Genomic DNA, 13,174 nt, shown 5'->3' with positions numbered 1-13,174 from the left:
TCCTTCTCCCCTGTGCATGGCCCAAGTATTCATGCGGTGATTGTAGCCGAGCACAATGTATTACCTACGAAATTGCCCGCGGAAGCAGGATGACCGTAAGCCAAAAGCGGTTTAAACTCATTTGACGAAATATCAGCATCAAATGACGGAGGCTGCATGGGCGTCTCAATCACTGAAAAGCGCCGAGAAGCATTGCGTAGCGACGGGGAGAAGGCATTCTGGGCTTTCGCTAGTCGCCAGCATGCGCTCAGGGAATCTGAGCGGCTGGTTCATATCAAGAAAGGTTTTTCGGTACAACTTTTCCAAGCGATGCGGCTAACCTTCAACCTGCAACAAGAGGTTGTAGCCGTTCTCTTCAATGGTTCGACCTCTACCTTTGAGCGTCGAATTCGTGAAGACCAAGCGCTTGATACCGTAGCCTCCGAGCGCCTGGACCGCATAGCGTCGGTGTCCAACCTCGCGCATGAGGTGTTTGAAGACCAAGATGCCGCTGCAAGGTGGATGTCGGTGCCTAATAAAGCCCTCGGGAATGTTGCGCCTATCCTGCTGTGTGAAACCGAGATCGGCGCAAAACAGGTACGTCGGGTGCTGCATGCGTTGGAGTGGGGTGGGGCGGCTTAATGCGGGCTTGGCGAATAGCGAAAGAGAAACGTGCGACAGACCTTTCGGGCAAAGGCGCAGCTATTGAAGGCGGTCGGTGGAATGACCAGGATGTGCCTGCGGTGTACATGGGTATGACCCCAGCTATTTGCTGCCTGGAGACCTTCGTTCACGCAACCGGCCAGCCGACGTTCCCGCTTAAGATCACCTGTTTCGAACTGCCCTCAGACCCTTCACTGTACAAGACACTAAGCGCCGCTGATTTGCCAGAAGGGTGGGCAAGCCTGCCAGCCGACCGGCCCAGCATGGACCTTGGTACTGCGTGGCTGAAATCCAATACGCATCTGGGGCTGATCCTTCCATCTGCCATCATGCCGTTGGAGTTGAACGTCGTCGTCAACCCCAATCATCCCCAAGCGAGCCGGATTAAGGTCGCTGAGATGTACGATTTTATGTATGACCCGCGGATGTTTGAGGTGGGTAGGGGGTTGTGATCTCCTGGACGCTCGTAGGTCAGGGCTGAGCAGTCTGCTGCTTGTAGAAACGAGAGGGCCCAGCAGGTGTTTAGCCATTAGGTCATGGATTTCCTGACGCCGCCGAAGATTTTGCAACGGCCGCCGCTGTCGACAACGTGTGGGTCACTCCCTGAAAACCAGCCTAAAGACGATCTTTGTGCGTGAATCGCTTGAGCAAATACAGGCGTTGGTGGAGCAGCTGCGCGGTCAATACGTCCATGGGATCAAAGGTCCTGCGGATTACAAGCGAGCTACCCTGCTGCTGGATGAGCTTACCGATGGACACATACTCAACCGGTATGAAGAGCAGATCTTGGTTGAGGTGGAGGAGGCCATTCTGGATTATGAGCAGGGCGATGCGACCTTCAGCCGTTTCAGTGCTGAAGCACAAGCTGCCGCCACGCCTATACAGCTGTTGAAGGATCTGATGGAAATCCACACTCTGTCCGGTTCTGACCTGCCTGAAATTGGCGACAAAACGGCTATATCCAAGGTCCTAAACGGCGAACGCCCGATCAGTCACAAAAAAGCTTTTGCATTGGCTGAACGATTTGGCATTGACCCGAAAGCATTCGTCGCTGCGCAGGTTCGAGCCTCCGCTAAAACGTCGAGCATTGCTGTAACCATGTAGCAGAATCCTGCATCGGTTCTGGTTGGCAGGCAAAACAGGCTACTGGCACATGGCTTTCCGCTTTATCGACACGGCTGCGGAACTGGTTCTTTACCTTGATCAGCACTGAAAGGGTAGCGACAGATGGCAATGCACAACCCACCTCATCCGGGCGAAGCGCTGCGCGAAGATGTATTGCCGGAACTCAAGTTATCTACTACGGACCTAGCCAAGCAGATTAGCTATTCCAGAAGGCGTCTATCTACACTACTCAATGGCCGTTCTGCCGTTAAAGCAGACCTGGCGTGGCGTCTGGAGTTGGCAGGTGTAGGCAAGGCCCATATGTGGCTTGCTCGCCAGTCGGCCTATGATTTGTGGTGCGCGCAGCACAAAAGCGTTCCACCGATCACTAAGCTAGGTGCCCAGCAATCTAAGGCGATTCCGAGTGTAAACCCGATAGATCAACTACAACGAAAGAGCTCGAAAGCCAGGTAACGCGAGGGCTTGAAGAGGAAAATCTGGAGCGGGTAGAGGGAATCGAACCCTCAACTAAAGCTTGGGAAGCTTTCGTTTTGCCACTAAACTATACCCGCTCAAGGGCGTACTTTTTACCAGAAAGCGTTTGAAAACAGAACCTTTTTTTTCGCCAAAGCGAAACGCCTGCCTTCCGCTTTACCCCTCACCCCTCCAGCGGCACCTGTAGGCTGGCCAGCTCCCCCTCGGTCAACGCCCGATACGCGCCAGGCGCCAAGGCCGGGTCCAGTGTCAGAGGCCCTACCGCCACCCGGTGCAGCCGGGTCACTTTGTTCTGGAAGTGGCCGAACATACGCTTGACCTGATGGTAACGCCCCTCCACCAAACTCAAGTGGGCCGAGTGCGAACCCAGCAGGATGAGGTGGGCGGGCAGGGTGGTGAGGCCTTCGTAGGCGAAGTACAGGCCTGCCTCGAACACGCTGACATAGTGCGCTTCGATGGGTTGCTCGGTTTCCACGTAGTAGAGTTTGGGCAGTTTGCTGCCGGGCTGCGTGAGGCGGCGGGACCAGTGGCCGTCGTTGGTCAACAGCAGCAGCCCAGTGCTGTTGTAGTCCAGGCGGCCTGCCAGGTGCAGGTCGGCGCGTTCGGCTTCTGGCAACAGGTCCAGCACCGTGCGGTGCTCGGGGTCGCTGGTGGCGCTTACGCAGCCCTCGGGTTTATGCAGCATCAGGTAGCGCGCCGGGTAGCCGTGCTGCACCACTTGGCCACGGACGCTCACGGTCGCGAACGGGCGAATGTCCCAGGCGGGTTCCTGTACCACGCACCCGTCCACTTCAACCTCGCCCATGGCCAGCGCTCGCCTCGCCTGCTGGCGGTTATAGCCCGGCAGGTTGGCAACCAGGCGGTCAAGGCGCATCGGCAGGCTTAGCAGATAAAGGCGCTAACCCAGCGGCACAGCGTGGGCACAGGCACGCTGTGCCCCGTGCGGCATCCGGCAAGGCAGCCAGCGCCTGGGCGTCTACGGTCACGTTGAAACACCAGCAAGGGGCTGTGTCGGCCGTGGCCATGGCGCACTGGTTCGAACAGCCACAGGCCGGGCAAGTGGAAGGGTCTGGCATGGAGAAGGGCAACCTTATGGAGCGATCACGCGTGTGCGCATTGTCGCATACGAGAGGCCGGGCTTCAGGCCGTAACGCGTAGGTTCTGGAGCACGATGGGCCGGGCCCAACCGGTATCGAAGTCGAACTCGCGCTGCTGGTAGATCAGTGTCTGCTCATCGAAGGGCACGTTGGCCGGGGGCAGCAGGTCGGTTTCGAACTCGGCGATCGGCAAGTACAGGGCACGTGGTTTGGGCGCAGGGCCTGGCTCAGGCAGCGGCTTGCCGTTGGCAAACACGATGGGCCGGCGCCAGCCGGTGTCCAGATCAAGTTCCAGCTGTTGAGCCTGCAGTTCTTCAGCCGGGTAGGGGACTGCTGCGGGTGGCAACAGGTCGGTGTCGAATTCTGCGATGGGCAGGAACAGCGGCTTGGGCGGCTCTATCACCTGCTCGGCAATGTCACAGCCCCGTTGCTCGTGCACTTGCTGCAGCCATTGGGCGCCGGCAACTGGTTCGCCGTCGGCGTTGACGGGGGCTGGCAATACAAAGGGTGGTGCGTCAGTGGCCGTATCAGCCTCACCTTCAGGTGCAGGCTTGAGCGCGCTGGCGAAAAAGTCCTGCCACAGGTGGCTCACCCCGCCCAGGGTCTGGGTATTGCGCCGGCTGAAGTTGCCAACCGGTGACAGATAACCAACAGGTGGGGAAATGAGATCGGTCATTGGCGTTCAGGGGACCCAAAGCTCTGGCAAAATATCGCACACAGTCACTATCGGCCGCTCGCGGCGAAGATTTAACCTTTTTCGAGTACAGGTGATGCAAGAGCGACAAGCGGCGTGCCGCATTCAGGTGGTGCCCATGGCTGAGGCTTTCCGTGAAACCGCCCAGGTCTTGGCGACGACGTTGGGCCTGCCCTTGGTGCTGGAGGCAGCGGATTTTGCCCTTCAGGTGGGGCCCGCCGGTGTGCAGCTGCAACAGCTGGGGGCGGAGGCACCCGGCCCGGTGTGGGTGGATTTCCTGCAGGGTGGGGCGGCACACCGGCGCCAGTTCGGCGGGGGCAGTGGGCAAATGATCGCCAAGGCCGCGGGCCTGCAGCCCGGCGTACGCCCCCATGTGCTGGATGCTACAGCGGGATTGGGGCAGGACGCGTTCGTACTGGCGACCTTGGGGTGTCGGCTGGACCTGATCGAGCGCCAGCCCATTATTGCCACCCTGTTACGGGATGGGCTGGCGCGGGCCAGCCTGGATCAAGACGTAGGCCCCATCGTGGCCCGCATGACGCTGCACCAAGGCAATGCTATCGAACGGATGAGCCACTGGGAGGGCGAAGCGCCACAAGTGGTGTACCTGGACCCTATGTTCCCTCACCGGGACAAAAGCGCCCTGGTGAAAAAGGAGATGCGCCTGTTCCGCCCGCTGGTCGGTGATGACGTGGACGCGCCAGCCCTGTTGGATGCGGCCTTGGCGCTGGCCACTCACCGTGTAACGGTAAAGCGCCCGCGCAAGGCGCCACCGGTTGAAGGGCCGAAGCCAGCGCTGTGCATTGAAGGTAAATCCAGCCGCTATGATATTTACCCGAAGAAGTCCCTGAAACCCTAGCGCACGGGCTCCACTTTTACGCGCAGCGGTTGCGGGTCGTTACCATCAAGCGTGACGGGCACCGCCTGGGTATTGATCCATAGCAGTTCCCCAGCCGATTCGATACGGGCGGTGATTGCATAGCGGTGACCACTGGCCAGCTGCCGACGGTCATAGCTCAGCTCGAAGGGAATGGGCACCTGAGCCCCGGCGGGGCCTGTATAGCGTGCCAAGGTAACCGCCGGGGCGTCGGCCATGGAGACATCCGCCAGGGTCACGTTCAACACCGCTGTGGGCGGTAATGCGATCCGTTGCAGGTAATAGGCTTGGCCCTTCAGCACGGCGGTGTCAGGCCAGTGTTGGCAGCCGCTGAGCAGTAGGGCTGCAAGAAGAGGGAAGAGTCGTTTCAAGAGGGCGCTCCTGGCCGTGATCAGAACGCTGAATGTAGCGGATCAAGGTGCCACGTGCAGCTGGGCAAGCTCTGAAGCCCAGCCTTGGGGCTGCACCGCGCTTCAGTAAGCGCTTATTCAACAACGTCAGCGCCCTTGCGGTCACCCTCTTGCACAGAGGCTTCACCTGGAACATCCGCCAGCAACGCTTCGGGCGCCGCGCCCGTTTCACGCACCGCCAGGTCTTCGTTACGGTGCAGGGTCACCTGCCGAATGGACAGCCGCACCTCGGCGGACAGCACCCGTTTGGCAGCACCTTCTGCCAGCTCACCCAGGCCGCTCTGGTAGCCCAGCTTGCCTTCCTCGTTGCGGTGCACCACACCGGTATCGACCAACGCCTGGATGAAATGCCGGAACAGCGTTTTGTCGAAGAACTCGGGTGCATTGAGCCCATGAAGAATGGACAGCCGTTGGGCCATGACCGTGGCCAGGTCCTCCAGGGCCTCAGCGGTAAGCCCGTACTGCCCATGGTTGAGCAACAGCGCAATGGCCATGTAGAAGCGCTGTAGTGTTTGAGTAATGCCCCGGGCAAGCAGGGTAAGCAGCACGAATTGCCGAGAGCTGGGGGCAGGCCTCAGGTAATTTTCCCCTTCCTGGCGCAGCAACCCGTGGCTGACAAACGCCGCCAGCCACTGGTCCATCACGCCATCGAGTTCTTCCCCTGACCAGCGAATGAACAGCTCTGCGCGCAGGTAGGGGTAGAGCGCACGGGTGAAGCGCAATACCTGCTCCCGGTTGATACGGGCTGAACTCTGGAACAGGCTTGCCAGCAGCGCGGGCAGGGCGAACACATGCAGCACGTTGTTGCGGTAGTACGTCATCAGTACCGCATTCTGTTCGTTCAGGTACAGGATGCGGCCCAAGGCGTCCGATTGTTCGGCCACCAGCCCCATGCCCTTTACATGGGCAATCAAGGCCAGGCCATCGCCCTCGGGCAGGGTGGTATAGGGTGAATAGGGCACCTCGCGCACCAGCCCCAGGAACAGGTCCAGCACCCGTGCCAGTGCGCTTTCGTCCAGTGCCTGGCGTGTGGTGGACAGCAAGGCCAGGGCCACCAGGTTGGCCGGGTTGATGGCCGCGGCTTCGTTGATATGGCAAGCCACCTGCTCGCCGAGCTGGTGCGTAACCCGGTTTAGCCAGGCGGGTTTGAAGTCCTCGGCGGGTGGCTCGGCGCGCCAGCCGGGTTGCTGGGCGTCCAGGAACTCCGTGAGGCGAACAGGCCGGCCAAAGTTGACCGATACCTGCCCGAAGCGCTGCTTGAGGGCGCCAATCACCTTGAAGATATCGAGCACTGACTCCTTCTTTTTGGCTGCCCCACGAAGTTCGCCCAGGTAAGTGCGGCCCTCCAGCACACGCTCGTAGCCGATATACACCGGCACGAACACGATAGGCGTGCGTGACGACCGCAGGTAGCTGCGCACGGTGATAGCCAGCATGCCCGGCTTGGGCCGCAGCATTCGCCCGGTGCGCGAACGCCCGCCTTCCACGAAATACTCCACCGGGAAGCCTTTGGTGAACAGGGTGTGGAGGTATTCGTTGAACACCGCCGCATAGAGGGGGTTGCCCTTGAAGGTGCGGCGCATGAAGAACGCGCCGCCCCGGCGAAGGAGGCTGCCAATCACAGGCATGTTCAAGTTGATGCCGGCAGCAATGTGCGGCGGCGTGAGGCCATGACGGAACAGCAGGTAGGACAGCAGCAGGTAGTCGATATGGCTGCGGTGGCACGGCACGTAGATCACTTCATGCCCTGGCGCCAGGGCCTGTACCTGTTCGATCTGGCTGACTTTGATGCCATCGTAGATCTTGTTCCAGAACCAGCTCAGTACCACTTCAAGAAAGCGAATGGCTGTGTAGGTGTAATCCGAGGCGATCTCGTTGCCATAACGCAGCGCCTGGCTTTCGGCCCGCTCCAGGCTGATGTTCTCGCGGGCGGCTTCGTCGGCGATGGCTTGGCGAACAGGCGCCGCGTGAATCAGGCCTTTGACCAGGTGGCGGCGGTGTGAAATGTCCGGCCCGATCACGGCCGCCTTTTGCTGGCGGAAATGGACCCGCAGCAAACGCTGCGCCATGCGTACGGTGCGCTCGGGGCCTTTGCCCGCGTCCACCAGTTCGCGCAGGGAAAGGGCCGGCGCGAACTGGACGCGGGTCTTGCGGCCCAGAATCAATACCGTAATCAGCCGGCGCAGGCGCCCGGTCACTGCCCAACTGTCGGCGAACAGCAGCTTCCAGGGGCTGGACTCGCTGTCAGGTGACAGCCCCCAGAACACGCTCACAGGCACAATCAGCGCATCCTCGCCAGGGTGTTGGGTACAGGCCTCTACCAGGCGCTGCAGTGCCGGCGGGGCGCCGCGCTTGTCTCGCCGCCCTAGCCAGTCTGCCGCGGGTGTGAGGTAGAAATGGGCGCGGGGTTCCAGTACCGGGCCCACCGCCACTGGCCGGACTGGGCGCGGCAGCCCCAGGCGCCGGCATTCGTGGTCTACCACGGCCAGGTCCGTCGCTGCTGGGCTTTCCAGCACATAGATGACAGCGCGGCTGCGGTCCAGGCTCGTGCCTGCGCCTGGGTTGATGGTTTCCGAGCGGACCCACAGGTAGAGGATTCTACGCAATGCACTGGCGACAACACGGTGCAAGACAGAAGGGGACATAGGGGGCAGGCTCAGGTAAACCCGTATTGTAGAAGCTGGCGTAGCCTGCGAACAGCCCGTGACCTCAGGTTCGCCAGTTGATCTCTTCTTCCCCTTCGGCGCTCACCCGAATCCAGCGGTCGGCTTGCTCGTCGCTTTCCTCTTCCACCCAGGTGCCCGGCGCGCAGCGTACCTCCACGTTGAGGGCCTGGTGCGCGGCACGCGCGCACGCAAGGTCATCCGCCCAAGGCGTGTGGTCACTTTCGAGAAACAGGCTGTTCCATTTGCCCACGGCCAGGGGGACCCAGGTGACAGGGATGTCACCTGCGCTGCATTTCCATACCTGCCCTTTTTGTGCCCAGGCGGTGCACGGGCCCAGGGCTGTGGACAGCCAGGCGGTGATCGCCTTGTGATCGACGTCCGCGTCCTTGAGGTAGATCTCGATATCCGGTTGCCGCATAGTGGGTTCGCTCGATGAAGGAGTCATTGGGCTACCGAAGCAGCATCGTTGGCATTGACGAAATAATCGTACCGCATGGACACCGTTACCGCGAACGGGCCGGGCCGCTCGATCAAGGCCTTGCGCTTGTCGGCGCTGGCGCGCCAGCCATGGGGTGTCATGGCCAGCAGGTGGGCACGGCTGTCACCGGCCGGCAGGTGCAAGGGGTACGTCAGTACCTCGGAATGGGCCAGCGTCATGCCGTCAGGTACCTTCGCAAGGTGCTTGTCATCCACGTACTCGCGAACCTGATCGTACAGCTGTTCGCGCAGCTCCATCAGGTGGTCCCGGTTGGGCCCTACGCGCATCAGGCCGCCACCGGGGCGTAACACCCGTTGGGCCTCCTGCCAGTCCAGTGGGCTGAACACACTGGCAATGAAATCACAGCTGGCCGAGGCCAGGGGCACCCGCGCCATGCTCGCCACCAGCCAGGTCACCATGGGGGCACGGCGACAGGCGCGCTTGACTGCCTCGCGGGAAATGTCCAGGCCATAGCCTTGTGCTTCCGGCAGGGCCTGAGCGAGCTGGGCGGTGTAATAGCCTTCGCCGCAGCCGATGTCCAGCCACTGGCCGGGGTGGCGCTCGTGGGCCAGTTCAGCCAGGCGCTTGGCCACGGGGGCATAGTGGCCTTCTTCGAGAAAGGCGCGCCGGGCGTCGACCATGGCCTGGTTATCCCCAGGCGCTCGGCTGTTCTTGTGCTGAACGGGCAGCAGGTTCAGGTAGCCCTGGCGGGCGCGGTCGAAGCGGTGGCCCGCTGGGCAGGCCACGCCGTTATCGGCGACCAGCAGCGGGGCGGAACACAGGGGGCAGGTCAGCATCAGGCAAGCAGCTTTACAAGGGTGTGGTAATAGATGTCGGTGAGCAGGTCCAGGTCGCTGGCCAGTACACGTTCATCCACTTGGTGGATGGTCGCGTTGACCGGCCCCAGCTCAACCACTTGAGTACCCAAAGTGGCGATAAAGCGGCCATCGCTGGTGCCGCCGCTGGTGGAGGGCTGGGTCTCACGGCCCGTGACGTCTTTGATGGCACCCGCCACTGCGGTGAGCAGGTCGCCGGGTTCGGTCAGGAACGGCAGCCCCGACAGCGCCCAATCGATATGCCAGTCCAGCCCATGCTTGTCGAGGATGGCTGACACTCGCTGCTGCAAGCCTTCAACGGTGGACTCCGTAGAGAAGCGGAAGTTGAACACCACTGTCAGCTCGCCAGGAATCACATTAGTGGCGCCTGTGCCCCCGTTGATGTTGGACACCTGGAAGCTGGTAGGCGGAAAGAACGCGTTGCCGTCGTCCCAGTGTTCGGCAGTCAGCTCGGCCAGGGCAGGGGCCAACAAATGAATAGGGTTGCGGGCCAGGTGAGGATAGGCCACGTGACCTTGCTTGCCACGCACCAGCAAGGTGGCGCCCAGCGAGCCGCGACGGCCGTTCTTGACCACGTCGCCCACCAGCGTGGTGCTGGACGGCTCACCTACAATGCACCAGTCCAGCCGTTCATTACGGGCTGCCAGGCGCTCCACCACAGCCTTGGTGCCATGGTGGGCCGGGCCTTCTTCATCGCTGGTGATCAGAAAGGTAATGGCGCCTCGGTGGGCCGGGTAATCCGCCACGAAGCGCTCGGCGGCTACCACCATGGCGGCCAGGCTACCTTTCATGTCTGCCGCGCCGCGGCCACACAGCATGCCATGCTCATCGATCAAGGCATCGAAAGGCCCGTGTTGCCATTGAGCGGCAGGGCCGGTAGGCACTACGTCCGTATGCCCTGCAAAGCACAGCACCGGCCCGTCCTGGTTGCCATGGCGGGCCCAGAAGTTATCCACATCCTGGATGCGCATGGGTTCAAGGGTAAAGCCGGCGGCACCCAGGCGCTGCATCATCAGGGCTTGGCAGTCGGCGTCCAGCGGCGTAATCGACGGGCGCCGGATCAGCTCGCAGGCCAAGGCAAGGGTAGGCGACAGGTCAACAGCGGCCGACATGGGGTAACTCCGGGCAGGGCGGGAAAAGGCTGCGTATGGTAAAGCAAAAACGCCTGCCGGGCTTGTTCCTCAAGCGTCGCTCATGGCGACCTTGGCCGCACGGCGCAACCGCGGTGCCGTGGACACCAGCGCCATGATCACGGCCGCCAGGTAGGGCAGGGATTGCACCAGCAGCATCACCAGCCACCAGCGTGCGTCGGAACTGGGTAACCCCTGAATCAGGCACAGGCCGGCGGCGGCACTCCACAGCAGCACCAGTACATACAACTCCTCCCGCGCTTCACCCAAGGCGGTGGCCACGCCATGGGTGCCGGCCAGCTTGGGTGTACGTACAAAGGGCATGCTTTTGGTGAACACGCCATAAAGCACCGCTTTACCAATGGTATGTGACAGCGCCAGCCCGGCCACAGCCGCGTACAGGCCCCGACGCAACGGCAGGCCCAAGGCACGCCGGTACAGGAACAGCAGCTTGCCGACCTTGAACACGAACAGGGCCAGGGGTGGAATCGCAAAGATCAGCAGAGGGGGGGCCACCCGGTTGGGTACGATGATCATGGCCCCACTCCACAGCAGGGCGCCGAAGGTGAAGTAGATGTTCATGCCGTCGGCGATCCAGGGCAGCCAGCCAGCCACAAAGTGGTAACGCTGGCCCCGCGTGAGTTTGCCCTTGCCCAGCAGCAACGTGGCGGCATGGCGCTTGAGAATTTGCACAGCGCCATAGGCCCAGCGTACGCGCTGTTTCTTGAAGGCACTGAAGGTGTCTGGCATCAGGCCTTTGCCGTAGCTGCGCGGGTGATAAGCGGCAGACAAGCCTTCTTCGAATACGCGCAACCCCAGTTCGGCATCTTCGCAGATACACCATTTGGCCCAGCCGAGCCGGTCCAGCACACTGCGGCGGGTGAGCGTCATGGTGCCATGCTGGATGATGGCGTCCCGGTCATTGCGGGTAATCATGCCAATGCGGAAAAACCCTTGGTACTCCAGGTGGCACAGGCGCTTGAACAGGCTGTCGTGCTCGTCCCGGTAATCCTGAGGGCTTTGCACAATGGCAATTTTCGGGTCTGCGAAATGCGGCACCATGTGCTTGAGCCACTCCGGTGCCACGCAGTAATCGGAGTCGATAACCGCGATCACCTCGGCATCCTGCGCCGTGTGTTCCAGCAGGTAATTGAGCGCACCGCCCTTAAAGCCTTCCAGGGGGGCTACGTGGAAGAACCGGAAGCGGGGCCCCAGGGTGGCGCAATGGGCTTCTACCGGTTGCCATACGGCAGGGTCTTGGGTGTTGTTGTCGATCACCAGCACTTCAAAATCGGGGTAGTCCAGTGCCGCCAGGGCGTCCAGCGTGGCATTCACCATGGCCGGCGGTTCGTTATAGCAAGGCACATGGACAGATACCGTGGGCCGGTACGCCTCGCTCGCTTCCACAGGAGGGAACGGTCGGCGACGCTTTCGCGTCCACACCGCTTCGGCCAGCTCATGGGCTTCGGCGAGCAGCACAATGGCCACGCCCAGCACTCCAAGGGCCAGCAGGCCGCCTACGATCAGGCTGAACCAAGTGCTGTACTGCTGGCTGTAGTCGTAGGCGATCCATACCAGCACCGACCCGCACAGGAACGCGATAAAGGTGAGAAAGGTACGGCCGCGCTGGCGCAGGGCCGAACCGTCGATCAGGAGCAAGGCTAGCGCCACCAGTGCCAGCACGGCCGAGGCCGTCGCCAGCAGCCGCCATTGTGGAATGGCCACTACCGGGCCGGTGAAGTTGAACTTAGGCTGGCGGGCGGCGTTGAACACGCCCCAGTACGCCCCTACGGCGCCTTCGTCGTTGGCTTTCCACGGCTGGTCGTACGCTTCGATCACAAAGTAGTCGTAGCCTCGGCGGTTGAGGGTGTTGACCAGCCTGCGCAAATACAAGGCCTGGTCTGCCTGGCTGGCATCGGCACCACCCCGCATGCGCCCATTGCTGGGCCAGCCCACTTCCGAGAGCAGCAGTTGTTTTTTAGGGAATTGCTGGCGCAGCTCGCGGGCACGGGCCAGCACAAAGCTGCCGGCGTCCTCCATCTTCACGAATTCCCAGTACGGCAAAATGTGCGCGGCAATCAGGTCCACGTGGGCCGCCAGCTCGGGGTGATGGTTCCAGATGTGCCACTGTTCGGAAGTGGTCACAGGCACCTTTACCGCTACGCGTACCCGATCCAGGTAGCGGGCCAGTTGTTCCGAGGTGACCTCTTCGCGAAACAGCGCCTCGTTGCCGACGATCACCCTGACCACACTGCGGTAACGGTTGGCCAACTCGATCCCGGTAGCTATTTCTTGCTCGTTGCGGGCCATGTCGTTGCCGATCCAGATGCCCAGTGTCACTTGCAGGCCGGCTTCCTCGGCCAGGCGCGGAATGTCGGCCTGGGTGCCGGCCACGGAATAGGTGCGCACACTCTCGGTGTATTGGCTGAGCTGGTTCAGGTCCTGGAGAATTTCAGCGTCGCTGGGGTAGCGGTCTGCTTGAGGGTTCTGCCCCAGGCGGAAGGGCGAGTAGGAGAACCCGCCGATGCGGTCGGGCCAGTCCGGGGCAGACACCGGGCGGTTGATCAGTGCCCAGCCGCCAATGAACAGTGAGGCGATGGCCAGCACGGTCATCAGGTTCAGGCCCAGCTTGCGGGTAGGCATTTAATTGCGACGTCCTTGCAGTGCGTCAATAGCTGAAACCAGGCGGCCTGGAAAGTTGCTCTGCCATGAAGAATATCGGTGGCAGGTTTGCCTGGGCGCCAC

General features: G+C 61.6%; 14 protein-coding genes and 1 tRNA gene. 5 read left to right on the top strand and 10 right to left on the bottom strand.

The features are described 5' to 3' along the window. The first annotated feature begins 156 nt into the window (after window positions 1-156). The 4 genes from parS to HBH25_RS05285 all read left to right on the top strand — a co-directional run bounded on the left by parS (window position 157) and on the right by HBH25_RS05285 (window position 2,220). Window positions 157-621: a type II RES/Xre toxin-antitoxin system antitoxin gene (gene parS, locus HBH25_RS05300; RefSeq protein WP_168082242.1), complete on the top strand. Its 465-nt coding sequence runs from the start codon at window positions 157-159 to the stop codon at window positions 619-621. Further along, window positions 621-1,094 (top strand): RES family NAD+ phosphorylase, encoded by a 474-nt coding sequence (locus HBH25_RS05295; RefSeq protein ID WP_168082240.1) that lies wholly within the window; start codon window positions 621-623, stop codon window positions 1,092-1,094. The genes parS and HBH25_RS05295 overlap by 1 nt, the downstream gene beginning before the upstream one ends. A 178-nt stretch (window positions 1,095-1,272) precedes the next feature. Then, window positions 1,273-1,746: a helix-turn-helix domain-containing protein gene (locus HBH25_RS05290; RefSeq protein WP_343041257.1), complete on the top strand. Its 474-nt coding sequence runs from the start codon at window positions 1,273-1,275 to the stop codon at window positions 1,744-1,746. Between the two features lie 123 nt (window positions 1,747-1,869). Then, the gene (locus tag HBH25_RS05285) at window positions 1,870-2,220 is read left to right on the top strand and encodes a HigA family addiction module antitoxin (RefSeq protein WP_168082238.1); all 351 of its coding nucleotides are present in this window, start codon (window positions 1,870-1,872) and stop codon (window positions 2,218-2,220) included. Window positions 2,221-2,244: 24 nt separating this feature from the next. Here the strand turns inward: HBH25_RS05285 and HBH25_RS05280 are convergent. From HBH25_RS05280 to HBH25_RS05265, 4 genes are all read right to left on the bottom strand, one after another. After that, a tRNA-Gly gene (locus tag HBH25_RS05280) sits at window positions 2,245-2,318 on the bottom strand. 86 nt (window positions 2,319-2,404) lie between these two features. Then, the gene (locus HBH25_RS05275; protein WP_168082236.1) at window positions 2,405-3,115 is read right to left on the bottom strand and encodes a pseudouridine synthase; all 711 of its coding nucleotides are present in this window, start codon (window positions 3,113-3,115) and stop codon (window positions 2,405-2,407) included. After that, the gene (locus tag HBH25_RS05270) at window positions 3,105-3,317 is read right to left on the bottom strand and encodes a cysteine-rich CWC family protein (protein WP_168082234.1); all 213 of its coding nucleotides are present in this window, start codon (window positions 3,315-3,317) and stop codon (window positions 3,105-3,107) included. The genes HBH25_RS05275 and HBH25_RS05270 overlap by 11 nt, the downstream gene beginning before the upstream one ends. Before the next feature lie 64 nt (window positions 3,318-3,381). Next, window positions 3,382-4,014: an energy transducer TonB gene (locus HBH25_RS05265; protein ID WP_168082232.1), complete on the bottom strand. Its 633-nt coding sequence runs from the start codon at window positions 4,012-4,014 to the stop codon at window positions 3,382-3,384. A 94-nt stretch (window positions 4,015-4,108) separates the two neighbouring features. Between HBH25_RS05265 and HBH25_RS05260 the strand changes: the two genes are divergently transcribed. Further along, entirely contained in the window at window positions 4,109-4,891 is a 783-nt protein-coding gene (locus HBH25_RS05260) for a class I SAM-dependent methyltransferase (RefSeq protein WP_168082230.1), read from the top strand. On the opposite strand, the gene HBH25_RS05255 is transcribed toward HBH25_RS05260, so the two are convergent. From HBH25_RS05255 to HBH25_RS05230, 6 genes are all read right to left on the bottom strand, one after another. Continuing rightward, entirely contained in the window at window positions 4,888-5,280 is a 393-nt protein-coding gene (locus tag HBH25_RS05255; RefSeq protein WP_168082228.1) for a YbaY family lipoprotein, read from the bottom strand. The genes HBH25_RS05260 and HBH25_RS05255 overlap by 4 nt on opposite strands. Window positions 5,281-5,393: 113 nt before the next feature. Further along, complete coding sequence (gene plsB / locus HBH25_RS05250) at window positions 5,394-7,964, bottom strand: glycerol-3-phosphate 1-O-acyltransferase PlsB (protein WP_168082226.1); 2,571 nt, start codon at window positions 7,962-7,964, stop codon at window positions 5,394-5,396. Window positions 7,965-8,028: 64 nt separating this feature from the next. Continuing rightward, window positions 8,029-8,403, bottom strand: coding sequence for a hypothetical protein (locus HBH25_RS05245; RefSeq protein ID WP_168082684.1), 375 nt, complete (start codon window positions 8,401-8,403; stop codon window positions 8,029-8,031). A gap of 23 nt (window positions 8,404-8,426) precedes the next feature. Further along, complete coding sequence (locus HBH25_RS05240; RefSeq protein WP_168082224.1) at window positions 8,427-9,260, bottom strand: putative RNA methyltransferase; 834 nt, start codon at window positions 9,258-9,260, stop codon at window positions 8,427-8,429. Further along, window positions 9,260-10,411 (bottom strand): succinyl-diaminopimelate desuccinylase, encoded by a 1,152-nt coding sequence (gene dapE, locus HBH25_RS05235; protein WP_168082222.1) that lies wholly within the window; start codon window positions 10,409-10,411, stop codon window positions 9,260-9,262. Before dapE ends, HBH25_RS05240 begins: the two co-directional genes overlap by 1 nt. Before the next feature lie 69 nt (window positions 10,412-10,480). After that, window positions 10,481-13,072, bottom strand: a complete 2,592-nt coding sequence (locus HBH25_RS05230; protein WP_168082220.1) for a glycosyltransferase — start codon at window positions 13,070-13,072, stop codon at window positions 10,481-10,483. Between the last annotated feature and the right edge of the window lie 102 nt (window positions 13,073-13,174).

Origin of the sequence: Pseudomonas quercus, from assembly GCF_012033695.1 — a bacterium.
Classification (GTDB): domain Bacteria; phylum Pseudomonadota; class Gammaproteobacteria; order Pseudomonadales; family Pseudomonadaceae; genus Aquipseudomonas; species Aquipseudomonas quercus.
Note: the sequence above shows the minus strand (reverse complement) of the source record. Positions and strands in the feature narration are given on the sequence as shown.